The organism is Pseudomonas sp. JC1203 (assembly GCF_056175065.1).
Genome location: NZ_JBWCAM010000010.1, coordinates 180,924 through 195,232, shown reverse-complemented (window position 1 = coordinate 195,232; position 14,309 = coordinate 180,924). Strand labels below are relative to the sequence as shown.

Annotated in this window: 12 protein-coding genes; 2 read left to right on the top strand and 10 right to left on the bottom strand. The window is 64.4% G+C overall.

Annotated elements, in window-relative coordinates:
- Positions 1 to 108 precede the first annotated feature (108 nt).
- Together AC0SZ7_RS16890 and AC0SZ7_RS16885 are read left to right on the top strand one after the other, a co-directional pair.
- A complete protein-coding gene (locus tag AC0SZ7_RS16890) occupies positions 109 to 546 on the top strand; it encodes a phasin family protein (RefSeq protein WP_475505440.1) in 438 nt (145 codons plus the stop codon).
- A 10-nt stretch (positions 547 to 556) separates the two neighbouring features.
- On the top strand, positions 557 to 1,330 hold the full coding sequence (locus tag AC0SZ7_RS16885; protein ID WP_475505439.1) for a phasin family protein: 774 nt from the start codon (positions 557 to 559) through the stop codon (positions 1,328 to 1,330).
- Between the two features lie 151 nt (positions 1,331 to 1,481).
- On the opposite strand, the gene AC0SZ7_RS16880 is transcribed toward AC0SZ7_RS16885, so the two are convergent.
- The 10 genes from AC0SZ7_RS16880 to AC0SZ7_RS16835 all read right to left on the bottom strand — a co-directional run bounded on the left by AC0SZ7_RS16880 (position 1,482) and on the right by AC0SZ7_RS16835 (position 14,299).
- Positions 1,482 to 2,096: a TetR/AcrR family transcriptional regulator gene (locus AC0SZ7_RS16880; RefSeq protein ID WP_475505438.1), complete on the bottom strand. Its 615-nt coding sequence runs from the start codon at positions 2,094 to 2,096 to the stop codon at positions 1,482 to 1,484.
- 30 nt (positions 2,097 to 2,126) lie between these two features.
- Positions 2,127 to 3,809, bottom strand: coding sequence for a class II poly(R)-hydroxyalkanoic acid synthase (gene phaC / locus AC0SZ7_RS16875; RefSeq protein WP_475505437.1), 1,683 nt, complete (start codon positions 3,807 to 3,809; stop codon positions 2,127 to 2,129).
- Positions 3,810 to 3,926: 117 nt separating this feature from the next.
- Positions 3,927 to 4,784 (bottom strand): poly(3-hydroxyalkanoate) depolymerase, encoded by an 858-nt coding sequence (gene phaZ / locus AC0SZ7_RS16870; RefSeq protein WP_416422046.1) that lies wholly within the window; start codon positions 4,782 to 4,784, stop codon positions 3,927 to 3,929.
- A gap of 67 nt (positions 4,785 to 4,851) precedes the next feature.
- Entirely contained in the window at positions 4,852 to 6,531 is a 1,680-nt protein-coding gene (gene phaC, locus AC0SZ7_RS16865; protein ID WP_475505436.1) for a class II poly(R)-hydroxyalkanoic acid synthase, read from the bottom strand.
- A 342-nt stretch (positions 6,532 to 6,873) separates the two neighbouring features.
- On the bottom strand, positions 6,874 to 7,251 hold the full coding sequence (locus AC0SZ7_RS16860) for a gamma-butyrobetaine hydroxylase family protein (protein ID WP_475505435.1): 378 nt from the start codon (positions 7,249 to 7,251) through the stop codon (positions 6,874 to 6,876).
- A 123-nt stretch (positions 7,252 to 7,374) separates the two neighbouring features.
- Positions 7,375 to 8,712 (bottom strand): ATP-dependent protease ATPase subunit HslU, encoded by a 1,338-nt coding sequence (gene hslU / locus AC0SZ7_RS16855; RefSeq protein WP_475505434.1) that lies wholly within the window; start codon positions 8,710 to 8,712, stop codon positions 7,375 to 7,377.
- A 74-nt stretch (positions 8,713 to 8,786) separates the two neighbouring features.
- Positions 8,787 to 9,317 carry an ATP-dependent protease subunit HslV gene (gene hslV / locus AC0SZ7_RS16850; protein ID WP_008368013.1) on the bottom strand — a complete coding sequence of 177 codons (531 nt, stop codon included), beginning with the start codon at positions 9,315 to 9,317 and terminating at the stop codon, positions 8,787 to 8,789.
- A 155-nt stretch (positions 9,318 to 9,472) separates the two neighbouring features.
- Positions 9,473 to 10,162, bottom strand: coding sequence for an SPOR domain-containing protein (locus AC0SZ7_RS16845; protein ID WP_416422050.1), 690 nt, complete (start codon positions 10,160 to 10,162; stop codon positions 9,473 to 9,475).
- 1 nt (position 10,163) lies between these two features.
- Positions 10,164 to 11,900: an arginine--tRNA ligase gene (argS, locus tag AC0SZ7_RS16840; RefSeq protein WP_475505433.1), complete on the bottom strand. Its 1,737-nt coding sequence runs from the start codon at positions 11,898 to 11,900 to the stop codon at positions 10,164 to 10,166.
- A gap of 179 nt (positions 11,901 to 12,079) precedes the next feature.
- A complete protein-coding gene (locus AC0SZ7_RS16835) occupies positions 12,080 to 14,299 on the bottom strand; it encodes a primosomal protein N' (protein WP_475505432.1) in 2,220 nt (739 codons plus the stop codon).
- Positions 14,300 to 14,309 lie beyond the last annotated feature (10 nt).

The window sequence follows — 14,309 nt, the reverse complement described above, 5'->3', positions numbered from 1 at the left end:
AGTGCGGGGCTGTGCTTAGGGTGAGCATTCTAATTTTTGTCATTAAGGTGTGCTCATGCCCTGTGGTCGGGTGGGCAATCCTCCCTCTTTCCAAGCATGAGGTGCACCATGGCAAAAGCGATCCTGAAGAAGAAAGTCCAGGTTCCGGCGGAACACGCCGCCGGTGAGGTTCGTTCCTACGCGCGCAAGATCTGGCTGGCAGGCATCGGTGCCTACGCCAAGGCCGGCAAGGAAGGCGTCAGCTACATCAAGGAGCTGATCAAGACCGGCGAAGACGTGGAAAAGACCGGCAAGAAAAAGATCGATGCCGAGATCAAGGCCGCCAACACCGAAATCGCCGAAGTGAAGGGCGAGGTCAAGGCCGAGCTCAAGTCCGTGAAGGGCAAGGTCGAGCTGCAGCTTGACCGTATCGAAAGCGCCTTCGACTCCCGGGTGGCCAGTGCCTTGAACCGCATCGGCATTCCGTCCAAACATGACGTTGAAACACTCTCTGCTAAGCTCGATGAGCTGACGGCATTGCTTCAACGTGTCGAGCGCAAACATTAAGGAGAGCAGGATGGCTGGCAAGAAGAAGGTTGAGAAAGAAGGCAGCTCCTGGGTCGGCGAAGTAGAGAAATACTCGCGTCAGATCTGGCTGGCTGGTTTGGGCGCTTACTCGAAGATCAGCAATGACGGCAGTAAGCTTTTCGAGAACCTGGTCAAGGACGGCGAGAAAGCCGAGCAACAGGCCAAGGACGAAGTGGACAAAGGCGTCGACTCGGTGAAGTCCACCGCCAAGACCGCGAAATCACGGGTGGGCGATGTGAAAGACCGCGCGCTGGGCAAGTGGGGCGAGCTGGAAGAGGCGTTCGACAAGCGTTTGAACAGCGCCATTTCGCGCCTGGGCGTGCCTAGCCGCCTGGAAGTGAAGCAGCTGCACAGCAAGGTCGATACCCTGACCAAGCAGATCGAGAAGCTCACCGGCCAATCGGTGACCCCGATCTCCAGCCGTACTGCTGCTGCCAAGCCTGCGGCCAAACCGCTGGCCAAGGCTGCTTCCACCGCCAAGGCAGCCACCAAGGCGGTGGCCAAGCCGGTAGCGGCGAAAACCGCGGCAGCGGCCAAGACCGCCACCAAGGCTGCCGCCAAACCGGTAGCCGCCGCCAAGGCCGCCGCGAAGCCTGCTGCCAAGCCGGCGGCGAAAAAGCCTGCGGTGAAAAAACCGGCAGCCGCCAAGCCGGCCACCCCGGCCGCCAGCGCAGCCCCGGCGACCACCGCCAACAGCGCCGCCGCCCCGTCCGCGCCAGCGCCAAGCAGCGCCCAGGCACCGGCGAGCGCCCCGCAGTCCTGATCGCTTCAGGCTGACCAAACGCCCGGCCCCGCAAAGGCCGGGCGTTTTTATTTGCCTCCGTAGCAGCAACTGTCTTGTGGGAGCTGGCTTGCCAGCGAGCTTTTATGGCCCCAACAACTCGCTGGCAAGCCAGCTCCCACAGGATGCCGCGTCAGCCCTCCAGGTAGCGTAGGGCGATGCGTTCCGCTGCATGCCTTGGCTCGGGGTGCAGGTGCGGGGCTACCAGCATCATGATCTGGTACACCACCACGCCCACCTCGCCGTCGCGGCCCAGAATGCGCTGGTAATCCAGGGAGAACACCAGGGTCAGGGTGATCTGCTCCACCAGTTGCCCCAGCGCCTGGGTGTCGCTGGTAACCTGGCCCTGGGCCTTGAGGCTGGCCAGCAGCGAGGCCAGCGTGCGCTTGATGGCGTTGAGCAGGCTGCGCACACCGCGCGCCAGCTTGGGCAGGCGCCCGGCCAGGTTTGACAGGTCCTGGAACAGGAAGCGGTACTGGGCCATGCGCTCCACAATCAAGTGCAGGAACAGCCAGTAGTCCTCGGCACTCAGCTGCAGGTCCTCGGGCGGGTCCAGCAATGGCGTGAGTTCGTCTTCGAAGCGTTCGAACAACCCCAGTATCAACGGCTCCTTGCCGTGGAAATGGTAATAGAGGTTGCCGGGGCTGATCCCCATTTCATTGGCAATTTCCATGGTCGATACATTGGGTTCGCCCTGCTGGTTGAACAGCTGCAGGGCGCACGCCAGGATACGGTCGCGGGTCTTCATCCGGTTTTCTTGTCAGTCCTTGGGCAAAATTCAGCGCACCAGCACATAGGTGCCTGGGGCTGCGTCCAGCGTGGGGTACGTGGCACTGCCAAGGGCCATCTGGGTCTCGCGCTGGGCGCCTGAACGCGCCTGAATCCAGCTGAGCCATTCCGGCCACCAGCTGCCTTCCACGTTCTTGGCGTCGTAGTACCAGGCCCGTGGGTCGCTGCTCAGGCGGGTGTTCTCGACGTAGTTGGCCTTGGGGTTGCCCGGCGGGTTGAGGATGCTTTGCACGTGGCCGCTGTTGGACAGGATGAAACGCCGCTCGCCGCCCAGCAGCAGGGTCGAGCGGTACACCGCGTCCCACGGGGTGATGTGGTCGTTGATGCCGGCCACGCTAAAGCTGTCCGCGGTCACCTTGGACAGGTCAATGGCCGTACCGCACACCTCAAGGCCGCCCGAATGGGTGAGCGGGTTGTGCTTGAAGAAGTCCAGCAGGTCGCCGTGCAGCGCGGCAGGCAGGCGCGTGGTGTCGTTGTTCCAGTAGAGAATGTCGAACGGCGGTGGCGCCTTGCCCAGCAGGTAGTTGTTGACGAAGTAATTCCAGATCAGGTCGTTGGGGCGCATCCAGGCGAACACCCGGGCCATGTCGCGGCCGTCCAGCACGCCGTGCTGGTAGGAGCGGCGCTTGGCCGCCTCCAGCGCCTGTTCATCGAGGAACAGCGCCGCCGGGCTTTCGATCTGGCTGTCCAGCAGGCTTACCAGGTAGGTCGCGCTGGCCACGCGGCGGCCCTGGCGCTTGGCCTGCAGCACGCCCTGCAACGCGGCCATGGTCAGGCCGCCAGCGCAGGCGCCGATCAGGTTCACGTCCCGCGAGCCGGTCACCGAACGGCAGACGTTCACCGCCTCCTCCAGGGCTTCCACGTAGGTGGAAAGGCCCCACTCGCGGTGGCGGGCGTCGGGGTTGCGCCAGCTGATGGTGAACACCTGCAGGCCATTCTTCAGCGCGTACTGGACGAAGCTGTTGGTGGGGCTGAGGTCGAACACGTAGTACTTGTTGATCTGCGGCGGCACAATCAGCAGCGGCTTGGCGTACTGCTTTTCGCTCATGGGCTTGTACTGGATCAGCTCCAGCAGTTCATTGCGAAATACCACCGCGCCGGGCGTGGTGGCCACGGTCTTGCCCACCTCGAACGCCTCGCGGCTGACCTGGCGGGGCAGGCCGTCGTTGTGGCGCAGGTCGTCCAGCAGGTGGCCGATGCCCTTGATCACGCTGGTGCCACCCGAATTGAACAGCTCCTTGAGCGCCAGCGGGTTGAGCAGCGAGTTGGTGGGCGACATGGCGTCGTTGATCAGGGCGAAGACGAAGTGCGCGCGCACGCGGTCGTCTTCGTCCAGGCCGCTCTCGTCGATCCAGGCCTTCACCTCTTTCTGCCAGCTCAGGTAGGCCTGCAAGCCCCGGCGGTAGAATGGGTTAAGGCTCCAGGTGGGGTCACTGAAGCGGCTGTCCTTGGGGTTGGGCTGGTGCAGCGTGTCGCCCATCAGCACCCGGCCCAGCTGGCCGCCCAGGCGTAGCGCGTGGCGGGCGGTAAGCACCGGGTGCAGCAGGCTGTGGCGGCCTACGCTGCGCAGGGTCGAAACCAGGTCGCGACCCCGTAGCCCGGTGATCGCGCTCTGGGCGTTCATAAAGGTGGCAGCGGTGGGCGTATGCCCCTTGGCTGGTTTCTCTTTCATGCGTCAACACTCCTTCGTCGGGCCTTCTACCAACACATGGGTGCAAGCGACGTGCATCGTGCTTGCGTTGATCGCGTTGGCAGCACTCCGGCCACGCACGCGACAACCAGCGGCCCCTCAGGGGCCGCGAAACGGCGCCGGTTGCGGGTGCATCACCGCGCGTTGGCGCTCTTCCTGGAGAAACTTCATGATGATTGGGGCGACGGCTTCGGCCCGGGTAATCAGGAACAGGTGGCCGTCGTCGATAATGTGCAATTGCGCGTTGGGGATGCGCCAGGCCAGCAGGCGCATGTTGATCAGTGGAATCAGCGGGTCGTCGTCGCCGGCCAGCACCAGGGTGGGCTGGTGGATCTTGTGCAGCCAGTGGATGCTGGTCCAGCCGAGCCCGGCGAACAGCTGCCAGTAATAGCCCAGCTTGCCCGAGGAGCGCACCTTGGCAGCGTGGTTCATGGCCAGGTCCGGGTCACGGCGGAACGCACCACCGTAGATTTCCGGGGCGATGCGCACCACGTGCGACGGCTGTATGTAGCGCCGCGGGCTGGCCATCATCCACAGTACCTTGGGCTTGCCCGGCACCATTACCGCGCCCGCTGCCGTGGCCGCCAGCACCAGCTTCTTGCAGCGCTCGGGGTAGTCGTAGGCGAACTGCTGGGCCAGCGCGCCGCCCCACGACACGCCAATGGCGTTCACCTGGCCGTAGTCCAGGTAGTCGAGCATGCGCGCCGTCAGCCGAGCCAGGCCCGGGAAACGGTACGGGTAGCTGGGCGTGGACGAGCCGCCCACGCCGGGCACGTCAAAGGCGATGACTTCCAGGTCCGGGTCCAGCGCCTGAACGAAGGGAAATACCAACTCCAGGTTGGCGCCGATGCCATTGAAGATCAGCAGCGGCGTCAAATGCGGCTTGCCCGGCCTTACCGCGGTGCGGATGGCCTGGCCATCCAGATCCACGGTCCGGAAGATGTACTGTTCCTGCATGCATCAAGCCCTATAGGTTGTGCCGCCACGCCATGTGCCGTGGCGGTTCTCGGACGGGCCTGGCGCCTCAGCGCTCGTGCACGTAAGTCCCGGGTGAAGCCTCCCCGGCCGGGTACGCCTTGTTGCCCAGCTTGAGTGGCGCCTTTTTCAGCTCCCCCGAACGCTCGGTCAACCAGGCTGCCCAGTACAACCACCAGGAATCGGTGTGCTTGGTCGAATCTTCCTGCCACTGCACGGGGGTGGACGTCAGCTCGCTATTGGTCATGAACCGCGCCTTGGGGTTGCCAGGCGGGTTGAGAATGCTCTGGATATGACCGCTGCTCGACAGTACGAACTCCACCTTGCCGCCAAACAGTTGTGCTGATTTGTAGCACGAAGTCCATGGCGTGATGTGATCGTTGGTGCCCGCCAGGCAGAAAATATCGCTGTCCACCTGTTTCAGGTCGATGGCCGTGCCGCAGACTTCCAGGGCGTTGGCGCGGGTCAACGGGTTGTTCTTGAACATTTCGATCAGGTCGCCGTGGAAGGCGGCCGGCAGGCGCGTGGTGTCGTTGTTCCAGAACAGGATGTCGAACACCGGCGGCTCGTTGCCCAGCAGGTAGTTGTTCACCCAGTAGTTCCAGATCAGGTCGTTGGGGCGCATCCAGGCGAAGATCTTCGCCATGTCCTTGCCTTCCAGCACGCCCGATTGGTAGGAGTGGCGCTTGGCCGCCTCCAGGGTCTGCTCGTCGACGAACAGCGCCACCTGGGTGTCCAGGGTGGTGTCGAGCACGCTCACCAGCAGGGTCAGGGCGTTCACTTTGCGCTCGCCCAGGGCGGCGTAGTGGCCCAGCAGCGCGGTGCAGGTGATGCCGCCCGAGCAGGCGCCCAGCATGTTCAGGTCTTTGCTGCCGGTGACGGCCAGCACCACGTCCACCGCTTCCTTCAGCGCGTCGATGTAGGTCGACAGGCCCCACTCGCGCTGGGCCTTGGTTGGGTTGCGCCAGCTGATGATGAAGGTCTGCACGTTGCTGCGCAGGCAGAAGCGCGCCAGGCTCTTCTCGGGGCTGAGGTCGAACACGTAGAACTTGTTGATCTGCGGCGGCACCACCAGCAGCGGGCGTTCCAGGGTCTGCTCGGTAATGGGGCTGTACTGGATCAGCTCCAGCACGTCGTTGCGGTAAATCACCGCGCCTTCGCTGGTGCCCAGGTTCTTGCCCACCTCGAACGCGTCCATGTTCACCTGGCTGGGCATGCCGCCGTTGTTCACCAGGTCCTTGGCCAGGTGCGACAGGCCGTCGAGCAGGCTCTTGCCGCCGGTTTCGAAGAAGCGCTTCACCGCCGCCGGGTTGGCCATGGTGTTGGTGGGGGCCATGGCTTCGGTCATCAGGTTGATGACGAAATGGGCGCGGGCAATGTCCTGGGCCGACAGGTTGCTTTCGCCCGCCCAGTCGTGAAGCTCCTTGCGCCACGCCAGGTACGTCTGCAGGTAGCGGCGGTAAAGGGGGTTCTGGCTCCAGGCGGGGTCACCGAAGCGACGGTCATCGCTTTCCGGCACCAGGCTGGATTTGCCGAAGATCACGTTCTTGAGTTCGATACCGAAATGCGCCACGTGCTTGGCACTGTGCAGTGGCTGCTTGAGAGCTTGCCGCAAAATCATGCGCGCAGAGCTGAGCAGATCCTTGCCGCGCAAGCCGATGACAGGGTTCAAGCCCAGGGTGTTTTCCGAGGCCTGGTACTTCAGTTCATCGTTGTTCTTGTTACTCATCTACGACGCTCCGTTGTCCTGAGACGAGTACTGGTGGGACTGTGCCGACAGCGCAGCCGCGAGCCAGTACTACTGCCCGGGTGACCAGTGATAGCGAACAGTTGTGTAACGACTGGGCGGGCGATGCATCGCGGAGTATTGCCGGCAATCCTGCGCCTGCGGAAGGTTACCTTCTCTCGCAACGTCCGAACCCGACCAGTGCCCTGAGTGATGCAGGGAACTTGCCACTTCCATTGGTTACCCGACTTTGTACGAAATCGCAAGCGACCGATGTAGGACCGCTGCCAAGGCATTCAAGCAAATAGAATTAGAAAATGCTCTCTAGAAAATCCGACCCGCGGGCTAGAGCATCAGTTTGACCACCGACAATGCGGGGTCACGGGTCTTGCCGGCTTTTTGCAGTTCGTCGAGGTAATCGGCCCACAGCTGTTCCTGGCGAATCGACAGCTGGTACAGGTAGTCCCAAGTGAACAAGCCGCTGTCGTGGCCATCGTCGAAGGTCAATTTTAGTGCGTACTGGCCGGCCGGCTCTATTTTGGACAGGCCAACGCCCAGTTTGCCGAATTGCAGGATGGGTTTGCCGTGGCCCTGGACCTCGGCGGAGGGAGAGTGCACGCGCAGGAATTCGGCGGGCAGGTGGTACACCTCGTCCGGGCCGTAGGTGAGGCTCAGGGTTTTCGAGGCTTTGTGCAGGTTGATGGCGGTGGGGAGCTTGGTCATCGATACAGGGCTCTGAAGTTCAGGTCGCCCTTGTGGGAGCTGGCTTGCCAGCGAGCTTTTCGCTTCTAAAAGCTCGCTGGCAAGCCAGCTCCCACAGCACAGGTGCTACGGGCAGGTCTTGCCTTACAGGATATACCGAGACAGATCTTCGTTCTGCGCCAATTCGCCCAGGTGGCTGTTCACGTACTCGGCGTCGATGCGGATCGGCGCTTCGCTGTGGGCGCTGGCCAGGTCGCCGGCGCTGAAGGACACTTCTTCCAGCAGTCGTTCAAGCAGAGTGTGCAGGCGGCGGGCACCGATGTTCTCGGTCTTCTCGTTCACCTGGAAGGCGATTTCGGCCAGGCGCTTGATGCCCTCGGGCGCGAACTCGATGTTCAGGCCTTCGGTCTTCAGCAGCTCGCGGTACTGCTCGGTCAGCGAGGCGTGCGGCTCCTGCAGGATGCGCTCGAAGTCTTCCGGCGTCAGGGCCTTGAGTTCCACGCGGATCGGCAGGCGGCCTTGCAGCTCCGGCACCAGGTCGCTTGGCTTGCTCAGGTGGAAAGCGCCGCTGGCGATGAACAGGATGTGGTCAGTCTTGACCATGCCCAGCTTGGTGTTCACGGTGCAGCCTTCGATCAGCGGCAGCAGGTCGCGCTGTACGCCTTCGCGGGACACATCGGCGCCGCCGACGTTGCCGCGCTTGGCCACCTTGTCGATCTCGTCGATGAACACGATGCCATGCTGTTCAACCGCTTCCAGGGCCTTGGCCTTGAGTTCTTCCTCGTTCACCAGGCGGCCGGCTTCTTCCTCGCGTACCAGCTTGAGGGCTTCCTTGACCTTGAGCTTGCGGGCTTTCTTCTTGCCCTTGCCCATGTTGGCGAACAGGTTCTGCAGCTGGCTGGTCATCTCTTCCATGCCAGGTGGCGCGGAAATGTCGACGCCCACGGCCTCGGCTACTTCGATCTCGATTTCCTTGTCATCCAGCTGGCCTTCGCGCAGGCGCTTGCGGAACAGCTGGCGGGTGTTGGAGTCGGTGCTGTGGTTCTGGTCTTCGTTGAAGCCCATGCGCGCCGGCGGCAGCAGGGCGTCGAGGATGCGCTCTTCGGCGGCGTCCTCGGCGCGGTGTTGCACGCGCACGATTTCCTGCTCGCGGAGCAGCTTCAGGGCAGCGTCGGCCAGGTCACGAATGATCGACTCGACGTCGCGGCCCACATAGCCGACTTCGGTGAACTTGGTGGCTTCGACCTTGATGAACGGCGCGTTGGCCAGCTTGGCCAGGCGGCGGGCGATTTCCGTCTTGCCCACGCCGGTAGGGCCGATCATCAGGATGTTCTTGGGCGTCACTTCAACGCGCAGCTCGGCCGGCAGCTGCATGCGGCGCCAGCGGTTGCGCAGGGCGATGGCGACGGCGCGCTTGGCATCGTCCTGGCCGATGATGTGGCGGTTGAGTTCGTGGACGATCTCGCGGGGGGTCATGGACATGATATGTGGCGGTCCTCTAGCGGTGCTGACAAGCGTGGGAAAGCCCGGCCGCGGCCGGGCGCCAGAACAACTTGTTATTCCGCGAGGTCCTGCTCCTCGATGGTCAGGTTGTGGTTGGTGAACACGCAGATGTCGCCGGCGATACCCAGTGCGGTCTCGGCGATTTCGCGGGCCGACAGGTCGGTTTTCATCAGCAGCGCGCGGGCAGCGGCCTGTGCGAATGCACCACCGGAGCCCATGGCGATCAGGCCGTCTTCAGGTTCGACGACGTCGCCGTTGCCGGTGATGATCAAGGAGGCGTCCTTGTTGGCCACGGCAAGCATGGCTTCCAGGCGGCTCAGGGAACGGTCGGTACGCCATTCCTTGGCCAGCTCGACGGCGGCGCGCACGAGGTGGCCCTGGTGTTTCTCCAGTTGGCCTTCAAAACGCTCGAACAGCGTGAAGGCGTCGGCGGTGGCACCGGCAAAACCGGCGATTACCTGGCCGTGGTACAGGCGGCGCACTTTCTTGGCGTTGCCTTTCATCACGGTATTACCGAGGGAAACCTGGCCGTCGCCGCCCATGACGACTTTGCCGTGGCGACGAACTGAAACGATGGTGGTCAAGGGGAGAGTCTCCACGCAGCGGGGCGAAAATGCCCTGATGGAAACTCATATGGGGGTGCGGTTGGCTATTTCAACCTTGGGGGATGAGCGGTGTTGTTGCAGGGTGGTGGCGGACGCGGCCTGCGGCCGCTGCTACAGGGCCGCGTCCGAAGGGCTTACTGGCGGGTCTGGCGTTGTTGTAACAGCAAGTTGCTGAAACCGCTGCCCGACAGCTGCTTCTGCGCCACGGTCAATTGCTCGCGGTTGCTGAACGGGCCCACCAGCACCCGGTACCAGGTCTCGTCCTTCACGGTGCCCGACTCCACGGCCACGGCCTGGCCCAGCAGAATGATCTGCGCGCGCACGCGGTCCGCATCGGACTGCTTGCGGAACGAGCCGGCCTGCAGGAAGAACTGCGTGGTGGCCGCCGGCTTGATCACCGCCGGTGCTGGCGGTGGCGTCTGCCCCGACAGCGCCGCCTGGGCGCGCGCGGTGTCGATCTTCGCCGCTTCCGCCGGGGTGACCGGTGGTTGCGCCGGCACCGGCGGGGTTTTCTCCGGCACCGCTTCCGGCGGCACGATCACTTCCGACTCGGGCAGCAGGGTGTAGAAGTCGTACTTGGGCTTCACCGGTGCCTGCGGGCTTGGCGGCGTCTTGTTGGCCTCGGCGATCTTGTCGGCCTTGGCCTGCTCGGGTTTCACCCGCTTGACGTCGTCATGCCCCGGCTCCAGCTTCATCAGGAAGACGATGAAGGCGCCGACCGTGAGGCCGACCGCCATCCATACCCAACCCGGAATCGGCTTTTTCGCTGGAGCGGAATTTCGGCTGGCGCCACGCTTGGGAGCAGGTTTTTTCTTGGCAACCAACTTACATGCGCTCCAGAGTTTCCAGGCCCAGCAGCTCCAGGCCTTGCTTGAGGGTGCGACCGGTCAGGGCGGCCAGGCGCAGGCGGCTTTGTTGCTGGGCCGGGGTGTCGGCGCCCAGTACCGGGCAGTTCTCGTAGAAGCTGGAGAACAGGCCGGCCACGTCGTACAGGTAGGTGCACAGCACGTGCGGGGTGCCTTTCTCGGCGACGTTGTTCAGCACTTCGCCGAACTGCGCCAGCTTGGCGGCCAGTTCGTGCTCTTGCGGGGCTTCCAGCACGATCTCGCCTTCCACGTCGGCGAAGCTCTTGCCCAGCTTGCGGAACACGCCGGCAGTACGGGTGTAGGCGTACAGCAGGTATGGCGCGGTGTTGCCTTCGAAGTTCAACATCAGGTCGAAGTTGAAGCTGTAGTCGCTGGTGCGGTGCTTGGACAGGTCGGCGTACTTCACCGAGTCGATGCCCACCACCTTGGCGATGGCGCGCAGTTCTTCCTCGGCCACCTCCGGGTTCTTTTCCTTCACCAGCGCGTAGGCGCGTTCCTGGGCTTCGGTCAGCAGGTCGATCAGCTTCACGGTGCCGCCGTCACGGGTCTTGAACGGGCGGCCGTCGGCGCCGTTCATGGTGCCGAAGCCCATGTGCTCCATGTCCATCGGGTGGGTGACGAAGCCGGCCTTGCGGGCCACGGCGAACACTTGCTGGAAGTGCAGGGCCTGGCGCTGGTCGACGAAGTACAGGGCGCGGTCGGCGGCCAGGGTGCCGCTGCGGTAGCGCACGGCGGCCAGGTCGGTGGTGGCGTACAGGTAGCCGCCGTCGGCCTTGACGATGATCACCGGCAGCGGCTCGCCTTCGGCGTTCTTGAATTCGTCGAGGAACACGCACTGGGCGCCGTTGCTTTCCACCAGCAGGCCGGCAGCCTTGAGGTCGTTGACCACGTTGACCAGGTCGTCGTTATAGGCGCTTTCGCCCATCACGTCGGCCATGGTCAGCTTGACGTTCAGCAGTTCGTAGATTTTCTGGCAGTGCGACAGCGAGATGTCCTTGAACTTGGTCCACAGGGCCAGGCAGTCCGGGTCGCCGGCCTGCAGCTTGACCACCAGGCCACGGGCGCGGTCGGCGAACTCGGGCGACTCGTCGAAGCGCTGCTTGGCGGCGCGGTAGAAGTTCTCCAGGTCCGACAGCTCGTCGCTGGTGATCGGGTTTTCCTGCAGGTACGCCATCAGCATGCCGAACTGGGTGCCCCAGTCGCCCACGTGGTTCTGGCGAATCACGGTGTCGCCGAGGAATTCCAGCACGCGGGCCACGCCGTCACCAATGATGGTGGAGCGCAGGTGGCCGACATGCATTTCCTTGGCAAGGTTGGGGGCCGACAGGTCGACCACCACGCGCTGGGTGGCGCCAGCCTTGCGCACGCCCAGATGGGCGTCGGCCAGGGCGGCGTCCAGGCGGGCGGCCAGGGCCTGGGTGTTCTGGAAGAAATTCAGGAAGCCGGGGCCGGCGATCTCGACCTTGCTGATCTGCGCGTCGGCAGGCAGGGCGGCGATCAGCTTTTCGGCCAGGTCGCGGGGTTTAAGGCCAGCCGGCTTGGCCAGCATCATGGCGATGTTGCTGGCGAAGTCGCCGTTTTTCTTGTCGCGGGCGTTTTCCACCTGGATCGCTGGCGTCAGCCCTTCAGGCAACACACCTTCCGTGACGAGTTGGGTGAGGGCTTGTTGAATCAGCTGGCGAATGGTGTCTTTCATGGTCTTCTCGTTCGACCGCGTGGGCGGGCGGCGCCTGGAAGCGCGGGTGGAAAAACTGGATATTATCCGGTGCCAAGGTTGGCTTGCCAACCTTGTTTAGTGCAAGTTGTGGGAGCTGGCTTGCCAGCGAGCTTTTGGGCCTATTGAAAAACTCGCTGGCAAGCCAGCTCCCACCGTCTTTAATACAGGTCAACCGGGTCGACATCCAGCGACCAGCGTACCTGGCGGCCGCTGGGCATCTGCTCCAGCGCCAGTAGCCAGCTGGCCAGCAGCCGGTGCAGTGGCGCCCGGGCGCTGGCCTGCAATAGTAGCTGTGCACGGTAACGCCCGGCGCGGCGCTCCATGGGGGCCGGCACCGGGCCGAGCAGTTCGATGCCCGAAAGCTGCAATTGTTCCAGCAGTTGCTCGGCTGCGCTGCAGGCTTCATCCAGGAACGCCTCGGCCTGGCCCGGCTTGTGCGCTTCGGCGCGCAGCAGCGCCAGGTGCGCAAAAGGCGGCAGGCCGGCAGCGCGGCGTTCGCTGAGGGCCTGCTCGGCGAAGGCGAAGTAGCCCTGTTCGGTCAGCTGCACCAGCAGCGGGTGGTCGGCCAGGTGGGTCTGGATGATCACCCGCCCGGGCTCTTCGGCGCGGCCGGCGCGGCCTGCCACCTGCACAATCAGCTGGGCCATGCGCTCGCTGGCGCGGAAGTCGCCGGAAAACAGCCCACCGTCGGCGTCCAGGATCGAGACCAGTGTCACCCGTGGAAAGTGATGGCCTTTGGCAAGCATCTGCGTGCCCACCAGAATGCACGGCAGGCCCTTGTGGATAGTGGCGAACAGCTGGTTCATCGCATCCTTGCGCGAGGTGCTGTCGCGGTCCACGCGCAGCACCGGGTAATCGGGGAACAGAATGCTCAGGCGTTCCTCGGCACGCTCGGTGCCGGCGCCCACCGGGCGCAGGTCCACGGTATTGCACTTGGGGCAGCGGCGCGGCACGCGCTCCACGTGGCCACAGTGGTGGCAGCGCAGTTCGCCGGAGCGCTGGTGCACGGTGGTGCGCGCATCGCAGCGGGGGCATTCGGACATCCAGCCGCAGTCGTGGCACAGCAGCGTGGGCGCGAAGCCGCGGCGGTTGAGGAACACCAACACTTGCTGGCCGTTGGCCAGGGTCTGGCCGATGGCTTGCTGCATCGGGCCGCTGATGCCGCTGTCCAGTGGCCTGCTTTTCACGTCAAGGCGCAGGAACTTCGGCTGCTTGGCACCACCGGCGCGGTGTTCCAGTTTCAGCAGGCCGTAGCGGCCGGTGTAGGCGTTGTGCAGGCTTTCCAGCGACGGCGTGGCCGAGCCCAGCAGAATCGGGATGTTCTCCTGGCGCGCGCGCACCAGCGCCAGGTCGCGGGCGTGGTAGCGCAGGCCTTCCTGCTGTTTATAGGAGCCGTCGTGCTCTTCGTCGATGATGATCAGGCCAGGGTTCTTCATGGGCGTGAACAGCGCCGAGCGGGTGCCGATAATAATGTCGGCCTCGCCGTCGCGCGCGGCCAGCCAGGCGTCCAGGCGCTCGCGGTCATTGACGGCAGAGTGCAGCAGGGCGATGCGCGCATTGAAGCGCTGCTCGAACCGCGCCAGGGTCTGCGGGCCCAGGTTGATCTCGGGGATCAGCACCAGCGCCTGCTTGCCGGCCTCCAGGGTTTCGCGGATCAGCTGCAGGTACACCTCGGTCTTGCCGCTGCCGGTGACACCCGCCAGCAGGAAGGCGTGGAAACTGTCGAAGCCGGCGCGCACCGCCTCGAAGGCGGCGCGCTGCTCGGGGTTGAGCGGCAGTTCGGGCTGCGCCAACCAGTGTTCGTGGCGCACCCCTGGGGCGTGGCGGCGTACTTCCACCTGCACCAGGTCTTTTTCCAGCAGCAAATCGAGGCTGGTCTTGTTCAGGCCCAGCTTGCTCAGCAACTGGTGCGGCACGCCGTGCGGGTGCTGGGCCAGGGTGGCCAGGGCCTCGCGCTGCCTGGGTGCGTTCTTGATGCGCGGGTCGTCCTGGCGCGCGCTGGGCGCGGCCAGCCAGAAACGTTCCTGGCGCGCCTCGGCCGGCTCGCCCTGGCGCAGCAGCACCGGCAAGGCCCAGCTCAGGGTGTCGCCCAGGCTGTGCTGATAATACTGCGCGGTCCACAGGCACAGCTTGAACAGCGCCGGCGGCAGCGGGCTCACCGGGTCCAGCAGGGCCACGGCAGGCTTGAGCTTGTCGGCGGGCACCTCGCTGTGCTCGGCGACCTCCACCAGCATGCCGATCATCTCGCGGCGCCCGAACGGCACGCGCAGGCGCATGCCCGGGGTGAACGCGCTGGCTGGCATGCCGGCCGGTGCCCGGTAGTCGAACAGGCGTCGCAGCGGCGAGGGCAGGGCGAGGCGCAGAATGACGTCGGGCACGCGTGGGGGC

Excerpts from the sequence above, each read along its gene's own strand:
- AC0SZ7_RS16890 (WP_475505440.1), top strand. The coding sequence starts at position 109 with ATGGCAAAAGCGATCCTGAAGAAGAAAGTCCAGGTTCCGGCGGAACAC.
- AC0SZ7_RS16885 (WP_475505439.1), top strand. The coding sequence starts at position 557 with ATGGCTGGCAAGAAGAAGGTTGAGAAAGAAGGCAGCTCCTGGGTCGGC.
- AC0SZ7_RS16880 (WP_475505438.1), bottom strand. The coding sequence starts at position 2,096 with ATGAAGACCCGCGACCGTATCCTGGCGTGCGCCCTGCAGCTGTTCAAC.
- phaC (WP_475505437.1), bottom strand. The coding sequence starts at position 3,809 with ATGAAAGAGAAACCAGCCAAGGGGCATACGCCCACCGCTGCCACCTTT.
- phaZ (WP_416422046.1), bottom strand. The coding sequence starts at position 4,784 with ATGCAGGAACAGTACATCTTCCGGACCGTGGATCTGGATGGCCAGGCC.
- phaC (WP_475505436.1), bottom strand. The coding sequence starts at position 6,531 with ATGAGTAACAAGAACAACGATGAACTGAAGTACCAGGCCTCGGAAAAC.
- AC0SZ7_RS16860 (WP_475505435.1), bottom strand. The coding sequence starts at position 7,251 with ATGACCAAGCTCCCCACCGCCATCAACCTGCACAAAGCCTCGAAAACC.
- hslU (WP_475505434.1), bottom strand. The coding sequence starts at position 8,712 with ATGTCCATGACCCCCCGCGAGATCGTCCACGAACTCAACCGCCACATC.
- argS (WP_475505433.1), bottom strand. The coding sequence starts at position 11,900 with ATGAAAGACACCATTCGCCAGCTGATTCAACAAGCCCTCACCCAACTC.